Below are 15,822 nucleotides of genomic sequence, written 5' to 3'. Positions count from 1 at the left end.
CCACCCCCCGCCCTCCTCGTTGATCATGGAGTTAACTGTGGTGTCGTCGGTGTGTCGAACCCGGATACCCCATGATCAACGGGTGGACTGCGCTGACTGGCGGGCGGATCGGTGTCGTCGGCGTTCGCTACTCTGACCGCCATGTCCGCGATCGCGTACGAGGCCCCTCGTTCCCGTAGGTTCGCGGCGCTCGCCGACAGCCTCTGGGTGCTACGCCAGGCGGGCGTCGTCTTCGGACGGCACTGGCCGGTGCTGATCACCCTGGCGCTGACCGGTGTCGCCGCCCACGACCTGATCCTCGAAGGCGCGGTCAAGGCCGCTCTGGTCAACAGCACCCTCGGGCTGCTGGTGATCGTCCTCGCGCCGCTCGCGACCCTGACGTCGCTGGTCTACATGCTTCGGGTGGTACGCGCCTCGCTGCCGCACCTCGACGCCGATCCGCCGACCTTCGGGAGCACCGGCGAGCGCCCGCCGACCTTGCTCGACTTCATCGGCTCCGTCGCCGTGCCGTATCTGGCTATCTATTCGGCGTACGGGTATATGAAGGACGACTTCACGCGATTCGCGTACGAGGTCTGGCGGAACGATCCGTTCTCCACTTTGGACCATCTGCCGTTCTCGCCGACCGTCGGGATCATCGCCGTCGTCGCGGTCGCGGTGGTCCTCCGGTTCCTCCTCGGACGGCTACGACGGCGCCGGGCCCTGCGCTGGACCGTCATCATCGGGGCGTACGTGGAGGTCATCTGGGTCGGGACACTGGTCATGGGGGTCAACGCTTCGCGTACCAACTTCGACGACTGGTTCGGCAAGCGCCAAGTCGGCACCTGGTTCCACGACGCGCTGGAGAAGCTGCCCGGCACCCAGATCGCCAGCATCCTCAGCGAGTGGTCCCGCCTCCTCTGGGAGAACGCCGATCTGGTCTTCCTCGCCCCGATCGCGTGGCTCACCATGGGCGCGGTCGTCTACGGCCGCACCATCGACGAACCGAAGCTCACCGACGAGCGCATCCTCACCGCGACAGCCCGGCGCATCAACACCCTGCCCGTGGTCAAATCCATCGCGAACCCGCTCAACGCCGAGTTGCAGAAGCGCTTCGGCCCGCTCCTCGGCAGCCTGCGGATGCTGGCCAAGGCCGGTCTGCGGCCTATGCTGCTGTTCTGCCTGGTCTTCGTGCTGCTTCAGTCGGTGGACGCCGGCCTCTGGGAACTCGAACGGTTCCTCATCGGCCCGCACGATCTCCAGGAGGTCTGGTGGCCCCTGTCGTACCTGCTGTCGCCGATCAACACCGCGATCCGCTTCGTCCTGCTGATCTGCCTGCTCGGCGCGGCGACCGACCGGATCCTGCGCTCGCGCGAGGCTAGCTGAGGATCAGCTAGTTGAGGACCAGGTAGTCGGGCAGCAGAGTGCTGAGCGAGAGGTGCACCTTGCCCGGGTACGCGTCCAGCGGCATGACGAAGTAGGTCTCGGTCCGCCACTGGTGGTTCGCACTGGGGTCGACGCTCGGAGTCGGGTTCGCCACTGCCTGCGTCGCCGTAGCGGACGGTGACGCGCTCGTCGACGTCCCCACCTGGTCAACGGGCTCGATCGCCTCCTCGACCGAACACGGGTCGTAGCCGAGGCTGGCGCCGCTCAACTCGTCCGGGCGGGCGGCGTACTCGTCGCCGGTGGTGGACAGCAAGGTGAGCTTGCACAGGCTGAGCGCCGTGCCCGGCCCTTCGAACGCCAGCACCACCCGGACGACCCGCATCCCGGTCGGGGCCGGCTTGCGCTGTCCGCCGTACGCGGGAAGATCCTTCTCCTCTGCCACCTCGACCAGACGAACGCGTACGCCGCCGTAGCTCGCCCAAGCGCCCTCGGCCACCTGGGCGGGGACCCGTTCCCGACGTGTCCACAGCGTCTCGTAGTTGCTGATGACCGGCTCCACGGCCGTCAGCACCAGCGCCGGAACGAGCAGCAGGACGCCGAAGATGTTGCGCCGCCACCAACCCGGCCGGGCCGAGCGGCCCTGGACGACCGGCGACTGTGGCGGAACCTGGCTTTGGGTCTGCATTCCAGGTTGCCCAGGGCGCATCGGGTAGCCCGCAACCTGTCCCGGCTGGCCCGGCAGTCCCGGCTGGCCCGGCGCGCCGAAGCCCGGCGGCGGTACGAACCCAGGAGCCCCCGGCTGCGCTGCTTGACCCGGCTGGCCGTAGGACGGCTGCCCGTAGTCCGGCTGCCCGGGCTGCGCCGGCTGGCTCGGCTGCCCATAGCCAGGCTGGGCATAGCCCACCGACGATGCCTGTCCAGATTGCGCCGGCTGGCCGTAAGCGGACTGGCCATAGGCCGGCTGTGCATAACCCGGCTGCCCAGGCTGACCCGGTTGCGCCGCCGGAATTTGCGCACCATAAGCAGGCTGGCCGGGTGCGCCGTAGGCGGGCTGGCCGGGCTGGGCCGCCTGGCTCGGCTGGCTCGGCTGGCCATAAGCCGGCTGGCCATGCTGCGCAGGCTGGGCGGGCGCACCGTAAGCGGGCTGGCCGGGCTGCACCGATTGGCTCGGCTGGGCATATGTCGGCTGCCCATGCTGTGCGGGCTGGCCATAGGCAGCTTGCCCCGGCTGCCCGAGCTGGCCCGGCTGGCCATGAGCCGACTGACCATGCTGCGCGGGCTGACCGTGCTGCGCGGGCTGACCATGCTGGCCATAGGCAGGCTGAGCGGCCTGGGCGGGCTGACCATACGCGGGTTGCCCCGGCTGGCCAGCAGTCGTCTGTCCCGGCCGAGCCGGCTGGCCGTAAGCGGCCTGGGCAGGCTGGCCGTAAGTCGGCTGGCCATGCTGCGCTGGCTGCGCGGGCTGGCCATAGGCAGGCTGGGCGGACTGAGCAGGCTGGCCGTGAGCCGGCTGCCCGTAAGCAGACTGACCGTAACCAGACTGGGCTGCCCCACCAGGAGCCGGCTGAGCCGGCTGGGCGGACTGAGCGGGCTGCGCGGGCTGGCCGTAAGCCGACTGGCCGTAACCAGCCTGCGGCGTGTACCCCGCCTGCGCTGGGTTGCCGGGCTGCGCTGGGTTGCCGGACTGCGCAGGCCGACCGGCGGGCGCAGAATAGCCGGATGCTGCAGTGCCAGGGGCGGCAGCGGCCGCCGGATAACCGGACTGAGCCGGATTCCCAGTTTGAGGCGGATACCCGGGTTGAGCCGAGTAACCGGGCTGCGTCGAGTACCCCGACTGGCCGGGCGACGAATAGGTCTGCGAATAACCCTGCGGCTGGCCCGGCACAGGCTGGCCCGGCTGCGCGTGCGACCCGGGCTGGCCTGGCGCGGAATGCTGGGCCGGCGGGGGCGGCACCGGGTTGCCTTGCGGATCCCACTGCTCGGTCATGAGCTGCTCCTCACGGTGGGACTCGACGTCACCCGCGGAGTCACGCGGGGACTCGTCGTGGCTTTCGGGCTCGACGTCGCCTTGGGGCTGGACGTGGCACTGGGGCTCGACGTCGCGCTAGGCGTGGCCGTCCCGGTCGGCTGGGTCGGCTGGGGCGTCGGGCTCGAGCTCGCCCCGGCCAGGACCGGCCGCGCGATCGTCATCGGGTTCTTGTCGGTCTGCCACTTCGTCAGGTCGTCCCGGCTGATCGGCAGGTCGAGCTCGGCCATCCCGTCCATCCGTTGATCCAGGGAGTCGGTGGCGAGCCGCAGGGCGAGTTTCAGCGGCACCTCGGTCGGGACCTCGAAGGCGAACTCCATGTCGACCGGGATGCCCGGTTGCAGATTCCGGCCGCCCAGTGCGTTCTGGGTGACCCGGCCGCTGGCGATGAAGGTGCGCTCGTCTCCGTCGCGCAGGGCGGCGTAGAAGATCCGGGTGGCTTCGTGGTTCGCCGTCAGCCGTACTTTGACGATGACCCAGACGCCCTTGCTCTCATGCAGGATGCCGCCGGAGCCGATCGCCTCGCCGCCGCGTACGCCGAGGAACCTGGCGTCGAACGATCGAGTGTGGACGGTCTGATCAGTGCCGCCGCTGGTGATGTATGGGCGCTGCTGCGTCTCCGGGCTGGGCTTGTAATTGCTGATCACCCCGCCGATCGCGAGGGCGGCGAGCACCAGAGCGCCGGTGCCCAGCCGGCGGAAGACCGGGGGCGTCGAGGATGTGCCGTCAGCCATTGCGCTTGTCCTCCACCGGCGCGGTCAATGCCGCACGTGGGACGTGGTCCAGCCACTCCATCATGTCCGTGAGGGAACTCTTCCGATGCGTCTTGCCCCAGATCTCCACCTCGACCTGGGTGGGCACGGTGTCGGGCTTGACTTCCCAGAGGAAGGCGACCTTCTCGGTGAGTCCCGGATGCAGCGCCTCGACCCTGGTGCCGTCGCTGGTCACGACGACCTCGCGGGCGAACTCGGGACCGTCGCCGTTGAACTCGTAGTGAAGGATGCCTGGAACGTCCTTGACCAGAATGATGTCGCGGATGTCGCGCCGGCTCACGACGTCGGTGATCTCGACCTCCGCGACGACGGCCAGCCAATGGTCCGCCGAATCCTTCAGTCTCACCTGCGGTTCCAGGCTGCCCACCAGGCGTACACTTGTGATCTTGACATTCCACGGCGTGCCCGCATTGACCTCGCCCACCTTGAGCACCGGTTCCGCCTGCTTGACCGGCGCGAAGCCGCCGAAGGCCGCGGACACCGCGAGCGCGAGCCCGCCCACCAGGTAGAGGAACCACTGCATCGGTGCGCGGGCGACCCTGCCCATGACTCCACTCATGCCACCGATGCCCTCCCCAGAGCTTGCGACCACCCACACCTACGGCGCGGGTCGAAGTATAGGTACCCCGCGCGACATGGACCTAGCCGAAGGTACGGGGCTGACCGGTCGCCTCCAGCACAGACATCCACAGGTCGCCATGCGGGTCGACCTGATTGCGCTTGCTGATCGCGAGCGAGATCGGCACGTGCACGAACCGGCCGCGCCAGCGCCCGACGACCATCGCCGTACGCCCGGCCATCGCGGCATGGACGGCGGCGTGCGCCAACCGGATGCAGTGGACGCTGTCGTACGGGTTGGCGGGGACACTGCGGATGGCGTAGCTGGGGTCGATGTACTTCATGTTCATCTCGAGCCCGTGCTCGGCGAAGTGGTCCGCGATGCGGTGCCGGAGGAACTGCCCGATGTCGCGTAGCCGCCGGTTGCCCGAGGCGTCATGCCCGGGATGGGTCGCGTCGGCCAGGAACTCCTGGCCTGCCCCTTCGGCCGCCACCACGACGGCCCGGCCGCGGCGCTCGACCCGGCGGCGCAGATGCGCCAGGAAGCCGTTCTCACCGTCCAGTTCGAACGGAACCTCGGGGATGAGGACGTAGTCCGCGTCGTTGTTGGCCAGTGCCGCGTAGCAGGCGATGAACCCCGAGTGCCGGCCCATGACGTGCACCAGTCCGACGCCGTTCGGCACCGCCCGCGCCTCGACGCTGGCCCCGCGGATCGATTCGGTCGCCTTCGCGAACGCGGTCTGGAAGCCGAAGGACTGATCGATGTACGGGATGTCGTTGTCGATGGTCTTCGGCACGCCGACCACCGCGATCTTGAGATTGCGCTCCTGAACGGTGTCGGCGATCCGCAGCGCGCCCCGCATCGAACCGTCGCCGCCGATCACGAACAACACGTTGATGCTCATGTGTTCGAGGCAGTCGACGATCTCGTCAGCGTCCTGCTCGCCCCGCGAGGTGCCGAGAATGGTGCCGCCGTACTCGTTGATCCCGCTGACGCTCTGCGGAGTCAGCTCCACGACCTCCCGGCCGTACTTGGAGATGAAACCCTGGTAGCCGTTGCGGAAGCCGTAGATCTTCTTGACCCCGTAGTGGTCGTTCAGCTCCCGGACCAGCCCCCGGATGACGTCGTTGAGGCCCGGGCACAGGCCGCCGCAGGTGACGATGCCGACCCTGGTCTTCGACGGCTGGAAGAAGATCTTGCGCCGCGGCCCGGTCGGCTCGAACCCCGGCAACTCGCGCGAGTCGAGGCCACGGGCGGCGACCATCTGCAGGGTGTCGTCGAAGAGGACCCGGTCGTCCTCGCGGACGTAGTGCTCGGTGGTCGGCCCGTCGGCGGGCAGCGCCACCAGCGGCGAGTCGATCCGGCACTCGCCCAGTGTCCGTACCGTGAGATCCGCAGTCCCGGGGGTCATCGGCAAAGCCTAACGTGAGCGCGTTTCGCCTGGTCATGCTTGGGCGGCGGGCGTCTCACACTGCGGTTGCATACCGACTCGCGCCAAGGTGCCCAAGGTCCGTAGACTCGACGCGCAGGGCCTCGTAGCTCAGGGGATAGAGCACCGCTCTCCTAAAGCGGGTGTCGCGCGTTCGATTCGCGCCGGGGCCACCAGGAGGCCGCAGGCCAGCGGCACGATGACCTCTGGCCTGCGGTTCTTTGATCTAGCACTCAGGCCCGTTCGTCCGCGGGCGCGCTCACGACGGCGTCGGAACGGCTGCGAGCATCATCACTCCCACTGGCAGGATCAGCCAGTACACAAGCACCACACCAGCCAGCAACTTGAGGTGCGCCCAGAGCGGAACAGTCACCCGAATCTCGGCTTCCAAAACGTCGGCCGCCTGGGCCGCACGGAACGCGTCGATCTCCTCAGCTGCGTTCCGTGCGCTGGGATGCCCTGCCACCTGCCCGGCCAGTGATCGCTGGAAAGCTGCCGAGTGGAGCGGTTCCGGCATGCCATCGACGACGACGTCAAAGCCGTCCTGCCACCTGACCTCCCGCACTGCTGACCAGGGGATGCAGTGATTCCGGCCGGGATTCCGGACGACCAGGTGACGCGGGGTCAGACGGACTACGGGGAACATCGTCACGATCGCACAGAGGTATGCGAAGAGGGATGAGATCACCGCGAGAAGGGCGATGCCGTGGAACGGAATCGTGTCCGCAGCGCCGCCCAAGACGAGCTCGAGGACGCCGACGAAGATCCATCCGCAAACGCCGACCGCGAATGTGAATCGGTTGCGGAAAGACCGCTTGGCGTTCGGGTGCGCTCGCCGAGGGAACGTGATCCGCGCGCTGGGTGTGAGTACTAACCACCACATCACGCACCATCCGCCGAGAACGGCGAGACAGAGCACACCGGTGATCATGTGCGAAGAATATGCGCCGTGGCGGTCCCACAGCGAGGAACATGATCACGGAGCTGGCCGGTCAGATAACGGGCTCCTGGCGATGCGGTTTCGTCCACGTTCGGTCCGCGTGACCGTTTTGATCTGTGGGCAGCCGGCTTTTTCGGCCCAGCCGGTACGCTGGGAGCGCCCTGACTCCCCGCCGCCGTGAAAGAAGTCGATGCACTCGCAGAACCATTGGTACGGCCATTCTCAGTTCCTCGCTGAGTACGCGGGACTGGGTTCGGGCCGCGCGCCACGCATCGACGGATACCTGCAGCACGGGTGGAACGTGCACAACGGGTTCGGCATCCGGACGCCGCTGATGCCGGGGGCGACGAAGCTGGTCTGGTCGGCTCGGCCGATGCGGCGCGGGTGGCGCTACGGCGATCGGAATTATCGCGTCATCGGGTCGCCGTGGGCGTACTTGTTGCGGGTGGAGCCGGGCGAGCCGCAGGAACGCGCGGGCACCATCTTCTATCCGTTCCACGGCATCCCGTCGCAGTCGGTGACCGGCGATCACGAGAAGCTCGCCCGTGAGGTACGCGAGACCGAGGACGGCCCGGTCACGGCCGCGCTCTATTGGCTGGAGTACGAGCAGCCGGAGATCCGGCGGGCGTACGAGAAGGCCGGGTTCCGCGTCATCTGTCACGGGTACCGCACCGGCGGGTTCGACCGCGGCAGCAACGCGATGCTGCGCAATCAGCTTCACGAGCTGCGCCGGCATCGGCGGGTGGTGTCCAACCGGCTGGCGACGGCGGTGCTCTACGGCGCGAGCGTGGGCTGCGAGGTCGGCATCTACGGCGACGAGATGCTCATCGAGAACGAGCATCCGATCTACGGCGGGAACGCCCGCATCCGGCGTACTTGGCCGCAGATGCACGCGACGTTCGTGGATCGGGAGGCCGCCACTGCGGTGGCCGACGAGGAACTCGGCTTGAGCCGGCTCCTGAGCCCGGCCGAACTCGCCGACGTCTGCGGCTGGGCGCTGCCCGACTCCGGCACCGCCGAGGTGCCGCATCAGCGAACCGACCGGAGGGACTGAAGGTGGACGCGGTCAACCTCGCTGGTGAGGAGATGCTCGACTGGACGGAGCCGCCCGCCGACCGGCCGGGTTCGACGGCTGTGCTCAGCCAGGCGATCCGGGACCTGATCACGCCGGGCGGACGCGTTCTGTTCGCCGGGAATGACGACGAGGAGCTGATCCGCTCGCTGGTGGCGACCGGTACGCACGTCGACCTCCTGCTCCGCGGCCACACCGATGCCGAGACCGCGCAGACGGCGTACGCCGGGCTGCCGGTGACCGTCCACAATGGCAGCCTGAACATGTTCGGCGAGACGGGCTACGACGCCGTCCTTGCGCTCGGCGGGATCGCCCGACTGAACACACCCGAACACGTGCTGAGCTGGCCGGACGCGGTCGCTGCGCTGCGGCGTACGCTCCGGCCGGGCGGCACGCTCGCCGTCGTGGTCGCCAATCCCTTCGGCGTCGACCGCATCGCCGACCCGCGCTCCGGCGTACGCGCCTCGAACGACGACTGGCCCACCGGCACGGCTTCGCGCCCGGTCACCGGCCTGGGCGATGCGCTGGCGACGCTCGACCTGGCCGACGTCCGGACGTTGGGGCTGTTCCCGGGGCTGGACGCACCGACGGCCGTCGTCGAGCGAGCGGCGCTCACCGAGGAGCTCAGCGGCCTGATCACCTCGGCCTGGACCTGGTCGCCGGACCATCCCGTTGTCACCGATCCGCGTCGCCTCGTCCGGGACGCGATCCGGGCCGGACTGGGCTGCGAACTCGCCCCGGCGTGGCTGTTCGTCGGCCACACCGGGACACCGACCGGTTCGGCGCCCGTGGCGACGGCGTACGCGGACCGCCCGTTCGCGCCCGACTTCGCCGTCGTCCAGGTCCTCCGGGCCGACGCCGACGGCTGGCACCGCGAACCCGCCGGCGAGCCGGTCCAGCGGACGAAGAACGGGTTCACCCGATCGCCGGAGCTGCTCGCCGGCCGGGTGAGCGCCGGGCCACTGGCCGAAGACGTCCTCCTCGACGCGTGCGGCCAGCACGACCTCGCGACGGTACGCACGCTGCTCACCCGATACGTGGCCTGGCTGCGTACGCGCGACGGGCGGATCGGGGCGACCCTGGACAACGTCGTCGACACCGGCGACGGGCTGGAGCTGTTCGACCCCAGCTGGGCGAGCACCACCGAACCGACGGCCGAAACGGCGGCGACACGGGCGTTCCTGCGGTTCGCCCAGCGACTGCGGTCCGGGGCGTACGAGAACCCGTGGCCGGTCGGAGTCTCCGTCGAACGGCTGACGATCACGCTGGCGGCGACCGCCGGACTGACGATCACCCCCGACGACGTACGCGCCGCAGCCGACCTGGACGCTGAGATCGCTGCGGCGCTGGGCGAACCGACCGGCGAGAGCACTGCTCCAGAGGGGCAGCGGGAGGCCTTGGCCACCGTCGCGCGGCTGACCACCGCCCTCGCCGAGGCCCAGGCACAGGCCACGTTCCTCGAGGAACTGGTCGCGAAGCGGGACCGCCAGCTGGCCGACCTGCGCCGATCGGTCACGTTCATGATCGGCCGGGTCGTCACCGGGCCGCTGTCGGCGTTGCGCAAAGCCCGCCGCCGCCTCCGCCGCTAACCCCCCACCCCGCGCCCACGCCCCGCAGCCGGCGGGAAAGCTGCAGATCACGGTTACGCAGGCCAAATCGGCCTGCGGAAGCATGCACAACCGTGATCTGCAGGGAAGCGGGCCGACGTGGAAGCGGACCGGCAGGGAAGCGGCAGGAAGAGAAAGCGTCTTGCGGAGGGGAGACGGCCGGGGGTATGTTGTTCTCAGAGTGAGTTAATCTCAACAAGAGAAAGACAGGGCGAGCATGACCTCCGAACGTGAGTACCTCGACGCATACGACCCCCGGGCCTTTCCGGCAACGGCGGTGACAGTGGACGTCGTGGCTCTGACGATCCGCGAAGGTCGGCTCCACGTCCTGCTCATCGAGCGCGGCGAACATCCATACGCGGGCCAAAAGGCGTTGCCGGGCGGCTTCGTCCGCGAGGAGACGCTCGACGCGGCGGCGCGGCGGGAACTCGCCGAGGAGACGGGTCTGACGCCGGAGCAGGACGCCATGCGGCGGGTCCATCTGGAGCAGCTGGGCACGTTCGGCGATCCCGGCCGCGATCCCCGGATGCGGGTCGTGTCGGTGGCGTACCTGGCGTTCGCGCCGAGCCTGCCGGATCCGCGTTCGGGCGGCGACGCCGCCGCGGCCGGCTGGTTCCCGGTGGACGAGGTTTCCGGGCTGGCCTTCGATCACGACGAGATCCTGGCGGCCGGGCTCGAACGCGCTCGGTCGAAGTTGGAGTACACGCCGCTGGCGACGGCTTTCGTCGGCTCCGAGTTCACCGTCGCCGAACTGCGCGCGGTGTACTCCGCGGTCTGGGGCGAGGACCTGCACGCCGGCAACTTCCACCGCAAGGTCCTCTCGGTGCCCGGCTTCGTGGAGAGCACGGGTGCCACGACCGAGCGCGGTGGTGAACGCGGTGGTCCGCGCGCCCGCCTCTACCGGGCCGGCGACGCCCGCCTGCTACACCCCGCACTGCTACGCCCCGCTAGCGAAGACGACGTCCGATAACGCCGGCACCGGGCGACGACGGCGTGCACCGACCAGCGGCGAACCCGGCCGCGAAGCAAGCGATCACGAAGCAAGCAGCCACAAGACAAGCGGCCACAAGACAAGCAGCCACACAGGAATAACCGGGAAGGGGAACGAGATGGGAAGCGGACGCTGGTCCACCGACGTCTACCAGGCCGGGGAACGATACCGGGCGGCCTCCGGCGAGAGCGCCTTCGCGTACAGCGACAGCGGTGCGCGGACGGTGCATCCCCGGCTGGATCCACGGCAGGCCCGGCTGCGGGAGAGCCGGGACAGCGCCGAGCACCCCCGGTCGACGGCGATCACGGTGCTCTTCGACGTCACCGGGTCGATGAGGCACGTGCCCCGCACGTTGCAGACGAAGCTGCCGGATCTCTTCGAGCTGCTGGTCCGCAAGGGTTACGCCACCGACCCGCAACTCATGTTCGGGGCGATCGGCGACGCCACCTGCGATCGCGTACCGCTCCAGGTCGGGCAGTTCGAATCGGACAACCGGATGGACGACGACCTCGGCCGCATCGTGCTCGAAGGCGGCGGGGGCGGTCAGCGCACCGAGTCCTACGAGCTGGCCATGTACTTCATGGCGCGCCACACCGACATCGACTGCTTCCGGCGGCGGGGGCGGCGTGGTTACCTGTTCATCATCGGCGACGAGATGGCGTACCCCGAGGTCAGTCCGGCTGAGGTCAGCCGGGTGATCGGCGATCGCCTGCCCGGCCCGATCCGGACCGAGTCCATCGTGGCCGAGCTGCAGCAGAGCTACGACGTCTACTACATCCTCCCGGCCGGCACGAACTACGCCGGGGATCGCCAGATCCTCGGCTACTGGCGGCGGCTGCTCGGGCAGAACGTCATCGAGCTGGACGACCTCGACGCCGTGTGCGAGACCATCGCGCTCACCGTGGGTCTCGGCGAGCGGGCCATCAGCCTGGACCAGGGTCTCGGCGACCTGGCCGAGGTCGGCTCGGGGGCCGGGTACGTCGTCGGCCGCGCGCTGTCCCGAGTGGTCCGCCTGTGATCGACGCCCGGCACACGGTGGTCGTCGATCTCGGCTACGGCGACGCCGGTAAGGGCACGGTCGTGGACTGGCTCTGCGCGAACGAACCGGTCTTCGCGGTCATCCGGTTCAACGGGGGCGCGCAGGCCGCCCACAACGTGGTGGCGTCCGACGGGCGCCACCACACCTTCTCCCAGTTCGGCTCGGGCTCGTTCCGGCCGGGCGTGCGGACGCATCTCTCCCGCTTCATGGTCGTCGACCCGGTGCTGCTCGCGATGGAGGAACGGCATCTCGCGGCGTTGGGCGTACCAACATGGGAGAGATTGACCGTCGACGAACGCGCGTTGCTCGCGACGCCGTGGCACCGCGCGGCCAATCGCCTGCGCGAAACCCGGCGAGGCGGCGAGCGTCACGGTTCGTGCGGGGTCGGGGTGGGCGAGGTGATGGCCTACAGTCTCGCGCATCCCGACGCGCCGCGGGTGGGTGACGTCCGCGATCCGGCGCGGCTCCGTCGCGTTTTCCAGCTGGTACGCAAAGAGCTGAGCACTGAGCTGGGCGACTTGGGGTACGACGTGCCGGTCGAGGACGTGGCGACCGCCTACGAGGACTTCGGTCGCACTGTGTCGATTATGGATGGCCCCTACGGCGCGGAGCTGCTGGCCGCCGGGCCGTGCGTCTTCGAAGGCGCGCAGGGCGTGCTGCTCGACGAATGGCGGGGCTGGCATCCCTACACCACCTGGTCGACGACGACCTTCGACAACGCGACGATGCTGCTGGACGAGGCCGGCGAACAGGCTCGCCGGCTCGGCGTCGTCCGCGCGTACACGACTCGGCACGGGCCGGGCCCGATGGTGACCGAGGACGCGCACCTGACCGCCGCGCTGCCGGACGTGTACAACACGGACGGTCGCTGGCAGGGCGGGTTCCGGGTCGGTCACTTCGACGCCGTCGCCCACCGGTACGCCGTGGAGGTCTGCGGCGGCGTGGACGGCCTGGCCGTCACCCACCTCGACGTCGCCGCGCGTACGCCCGAACTGCGGATGTGCCCGGCCTACGAGACCGGCGAACGGATCGCGCTGGGCGAGTTCGGGGACTTGGCGTACCAGGAGAAGCTCACGGCGCAGCTGTTCACGGCCGCTCCGGTGCTCGACGACCACCCCTCGGCCGACGCCATCGCGGCCGCGTTGGACGCGCCGGTGCTCCTGGAGTCGTGGGGGCCGACGGCGGAGGACAAACGCGTGCGGGGATGATCGCGGGATGGAGATCCGCGCCGCCCGGTCCGAGGACTACGACCCGATCATCGCCGTCGTCGACGACTGGTGGGGCCGCCCGATCGCCGGCTCGCTGCCTCGACTGTTCTTCGACCACTTCCATCGGACGAGCCTGATCGCGACGTCGGACGGCGTACTGGCCGGGTTTCTCATCGGCATCCTGTCGCCCTCGTCGGCCGAGGACGCGTACATCCACTTCGTCGGGGTCAACCCGGCGGTGCGGAGCACCGGGCTCGGCCGTCTCCTCTACGAGCGCTTCTTCGAACTGGCCCGGGCCGACGGGCGTACGCGGGCCGGGGCGATCACCGCGCCCGTCAACGCCGGGTCGATCGCCTTCCACCAGCGCATGGGTTTCGCCGTACGCGGCCCCGTCGCCGGGTACGACGGGCCGGGCAAGGACATGATGGTCTTCTCCCGCGCCTTGTAGGCAGTATCGAAGTATTGACGTTTGTGTAACGCCGGGGTTATCTATACGTCCATGAGAGCGCTCTCACGGAACTCCTCGCCCCGGCGGCTGCTGGTCGCGGCCGTCGCCCTCGGCCTCACCGCGGCCGCCGCGTTCGCCGGTACGCTCGGCGCCAACGCCGCCCTCCCGTCCACCCCCAGCGGATGGACCCAGGTCTTCGCCGACGACTTCACCGGCAGCGCCGGTGCCGGCGTCAACACGGCGAACTGGCAGTACACCACCGGAACGAGCTATCCCGGCGGGCCGGCCAACTTCGGCACCGGCGAGGTCGAGACGATGACCTCCAGCACCACGAACGTCCGGCTGGACGGCTCGGGGAACCTACTGATCACCCCGGTCCGGGACAGCGCCGGGAACTGGACCTCCGGCCGGATCGAGACCATCCGCTCCGACTTCCAGCCGCCGTCCAACGGCGTACTGCGGGTCGAGGCCCGGATTCAGCTGCCCAACGTCACCGGCAACTCGGCGCTCGGCTACTGGCCGGCGTTCTGGATGCTGGGCGCCCCGTATCGCGGGAACTACTGGAACTGGCCGAGCATCGGCGAGATCGACATCATGGAGAACGTCAACGGGATCAACAACGAGTGGGCGACTCTCCACTGTGGTACGACGCCGGGCGGTCCGTGCAACGAGACCAGCGGCATCGGCGGCCAACGGGCCTGCTCCCCCACCACCTGCCAGGCGGACTTCCACACCTACCGCGTCGAGTGGGACCGCAGCACCAGCCCGCAGCAGATGCGGTGGTACCTCGACGGCGTCCAGTTCCACACCGTCAACGCCAACCAGGTCGACGCCACGACCTGGACGAACGCCACCAACCACGGCTATTACGTCATCCTGAACGTCGCGATGGGCGGCGGCTTCCCAGCTGCGTTCGGCGGCGGTCCCACCTCGGCCACCGTCTCGGGCATCCCGATGAAGGTCGACTACGTCGCCGTCTACAGCAAGGCCGGCAGCGGCTCGACGAGCTCCCCGACTCCGTCTCCCACCACCGGAGGCGGTACGCGCGACGCGTACTCGACGATTCAGGCCGAGTCCTACAACTCCCAGAGCGGTACGCAGCTGGAGGCGTGCACCGACACCGGCGGCGGGCAGAACCTGTCGTACGTCACCAACGGCGACTGGGCGCTGTACCAGAACGTCAACTTCGGCAGCACTCCGGCGACGCAGTTCTACGGACGCGTGGCCAGCGGCGCCGCCGGTGGCGTGAGCGGCCTGGTCCAGGTACGCCTCGACAGCCTGTCCAACGCCCCGATCGGGTCGTTCGCGCTCGCCAACACCGGCGGCTGGCAGACGTGGTCCACGGTGCCGGCCAACATCACCGCCGTCACCGGTACGCACAACGTCTACCTGACCTTCAGCAGCGGCCAGCCCGCCGACTTCGTCAACGTCAACTGGATCTCATTCGGCCACTAACCCACCCACCCCCAGCCCACCCCCAACCCACCCACCCCCACCCACCCACTCACCCCCAACCCCGTTGATCATGGAGTTAACTGTGGTCTCACCGGTGTGTCGCAACCGGAAACTCCATGATCAACGGGGACGTACGGGCGGGGGCGGAGGGCGTACAAGTGGCGGTTAGAGGGAGAGACGGAGACCGGGGGTCGCGGCGACCACCGGGCATCGCGCGTGGGCCGCGGCCTCCGCGAGCAGCGCGACCGGATCGTGCCACGGCCGGAGGTGCGTGATGACCAGCAGTCGCGCGCTGGCCGACGTGGCCAGGCGCCCGGCGTCGCCCGCGCTCAGATGGCCCTTCTCCGGCTCCGCGTCGAACCCGGCGGCCTCGGCGAGCACGACGTCGCAGCCGGCCGCCAGCTCCTCCAGCTCGGCGCAGGGCTCGGAGTCGGCGGTGTAGCAGAACCGGTCGTCGACGCGGATCGCCCAGGTTTCGCGAGTGTGGCGGACTGGAGCGAGCCGCACCGTGAACGGACCGATCCGGGTCGTGGCCAACGCCTCCGGTACGCGCCGCAGCTCCGCGTCGGCGTCGTGCTGCCAGATCCGCAGCGTGTCCGGACCGTAGACCGGGATCGGCGGCGCCTCCGGGTGGAACCGTTCCTTGTGGTACCCGATCGCGAACAGGTCGTCCGAGTGGTCGCCGTGCGAGTGCGAGATGAAGACGGCGTCGAGCGCGCCCGGATCGGTGTATCGCAGCAGCGGGCCGGCCGAACCCGTGCCCGCGTCAAGCAGCAGCCGGAAGCCCTCCCGCTCCAGCAGGTAACTGGAACAGGCCGAGTTCGGGCCGGGGATCGAGCCGGAGCAGCCGACGACGGTCAAGCGCATCGCTTGATCTTGCCCCGTTTCCGGCCGATCGCCCACCGGCTAC

14 protein-coding genes and 1 tRNA gene are annotated in these 15,822 nt (G+C 69.3%); 9 read left to right on the top strand and 6 right to left on the bottom strand.

Annotated elements, in window-relative coordinates; genetic code table 11:
• Positions 1–141 precede the first annotated feature (141 nt).
• On the top strand, positions 142–1,365 hold the full coding sequence (locus AB0M47_RS20005; protein ID WP_363415562.1) for a hypothetical protein: 1,224 nt from the start codon (positions 142–144) through the stop codon (positions 1,363–1,365).
• 7 nt (positions 1,366–1,372) lie between these two features.
• On the opposite strand, the gene AB0M47_RS20000 is transcribed toward AB0M47_RS20005, so the two are convergent.
• From AB0M47_RS20000 to AB0M47_RS19985, 4 genes are all read right to left on the bottom strand, one after another.
• Entirely contained in the window at positions 1,373–2,269 is an 897-nt protein-coding gene (locus AB0M47_RS20000) for a hypothetical protein (RefSeq protein WP_363415559.1), read from the bottom strand.
• A gap of 1,079 nt (positions 2,270–3,348) precedes the next feature.
• Complete coding sequence (locus AB0M47_RS19995) at positions 3,349–4,125, bottom strand: hypothetical protein (RefSeq protein WP_363415556.1); 777 nt, start codon at positions 4,123–4,125, stop codon at positions 3,349–3,351.
• On the bottom strand, positions 4,118–4,711 hold the full coding sequence (locus tag AB0M47_RS19990; protein ID WP_363415553.1) for a hypothetical protein: 594 nt from the start codon (positions 4,709–4,711) through the stop codon (positions 4,118–4,120). The genes AB0M47_RS19995 and AB0M47_RS19990 overlap by 8 nt, the downstream gene beginning before the upstream one ends.
• Before the next feature lie 94 nt (positions 4,712–4,805).
• Positions 4,806–6,134: an ATP-dependent 6-phosphofructokinase gene (locus AB0M47_RS19985; protein ID WP_363415550.1), complete on the bottom strand. Its 1,329-nt coding sequence runs from the start codon at positions 6,132–6,134 to the stop codon at positions 4,806–4,808.
• A 118-nt stretch (positions 6,135–6,252) separates the two neighbouring features.
• Here AB0M47_RS19985 and AB0M47_RS19980 point away from each other — a divergent pair.
• Positions 6,253–6,328: transfer RNA gene (locus tag AB0M47_RS19980), tRNA-Arg, on the top strand.
• Between the two features lie 83 nt (positions 6,329–6,411).
• Here AB0M47_RS19980 and AB0M47_RS19975 read toward each other — a convergent pair.
• Positions 6,412–7,083: a hypothetical protein gene (locus tag AB0M47_RS19975; RefSeq protein WP_363415548.1), complete on the bottom strand. Its 672-nt coding sequence runs from the start codon at positions 7,081–7,083 to the stop codon at positions 6,412–6,414.
• Between the two features lie 199 nt (positions 7,084–7,282).
• Here AB0M47_RS19975 and AB0M47_RS19970 point away from each other — a divergent pair, with 199 nt between their 5' ends.
• From AB0M47_RS19970 to AB0M47_RS19940, 7 genes are all read left to right on the top strand, one after another.
• Complete coding sequence (locus tag AB0M47_RS19970; RefSeq protein WP_363415545.1) at positions 7,283–8,146, top strand: hypothetical protein; 864 nt, start codon at positions 7,283–7,285, stop codon at positions 8,144–8,146.
• A 2-nt stretch (positions 8,147–8,148) separates the two neighbouring features.
• Positions 8,149–9,753, top strand: coding sequence for a hypothetical protein (locus AB0M47_RS19965; protein WP_363415542.1), 1,605 nt, complete (start codon positions 8,149–8,151; stop codon positions 9,751–9,753).
• A 235-nt stretch (positions 9,754–9,988) separates the two neighbouring features.
• Complete coding sequence (locus AB0M47_RS19960) at positions 9,989–10,741, top strand: NUDIX domain-containing protein (protein ID WP_363415539.1); 753 nt, start codon at positions 9,989–9,991, stop codon at positions 10,739–10,741.
• Between the two features lie 139 nt (positions 10,742–10,880).
• Positions 10,881–11,780 carry a hypothetical protein gene (locus tag AB0M47_RS19955; RefSeq protein ID WP_363415536.1) on the top strand — a complete coding sequence of 300 codons (900 nt, stop codon included), beginning with the start codon at positions 10,881–10,883 and terminating at the stop codon, positions 11,778–11,780.
• The gene (locus tag AB0M47_RS19950; RefSeq protein WP_363415533.1) at positions 11,777–13,009 is read left to right on the top strand and encodes an adenylosuccinate synthetase; all 1,233 of its coding nucleotides are present in this window, start codon (positions 11,777–11,779) and stop codon (positions 13,007–13,009) included. Before AB0M47_RS19955 ends, AB0M47_RS19950 begins: the two co-directional genes overlap by 4 nt.
• A 7-nt stretch (positions 13,010–13,016) precedes the next feature.
• Positions 13,017–13,457 (top strand): GNAT family N-acetyltransferase, encoded by a 441-nt coding sequence (locus AB0M47_RS19945; protein ID WP_363415530.1) that lies wholly within the window; start codon positions 13,017–13,019, stop codon positions 13,455–13,457.
• Positions 13,458–13,508: 51 nt separating this feature from the next.
• Positions 13,509–14,912, top strand: coding sequence for a glycoside hydrolase family 16 protein (locus AB0M47_RS19940; RefSeq protein WP_363415527.1), 1,404 nt, complete (start codon positions 13,509–13,511; stop codon positions 14,910–14,912).
• Between the two features lie 165 nt (positions 14,913–15,077).
• Here AB0M47_RS19940 and AB0M47_RS19935 read toward each other — a convergent pair whose 3' ends face one another.
• A complete protein-coding gene (locus tag AB0M47_RS19935) occupies positions 15,078–15,779 on the bottom strand; it encodes an MBL fold metallo-hydrolase (RefSeq protein WP_363415524.1) in 702 nt (233 codons plus the stop codon).
• Between the last annotated feature and the right edge of the window lie 43 nt (positions 15,780–15,822).

Source organism: Hamadaea sp. NPDC051192 (assembly GCF_040682475.1).
Taxonomy (GTDB): domain Bacteria; phylum Actinomycetota; class Actinomycetes; order Mycobacteriales; family Micromonosporaceae; genus Hamadaea; species Hamadaea flava.
Note: the sequence above shows the minus strand (reverse complement) of the source record. Positions and strands in the feature narration are given on the sequence as shown.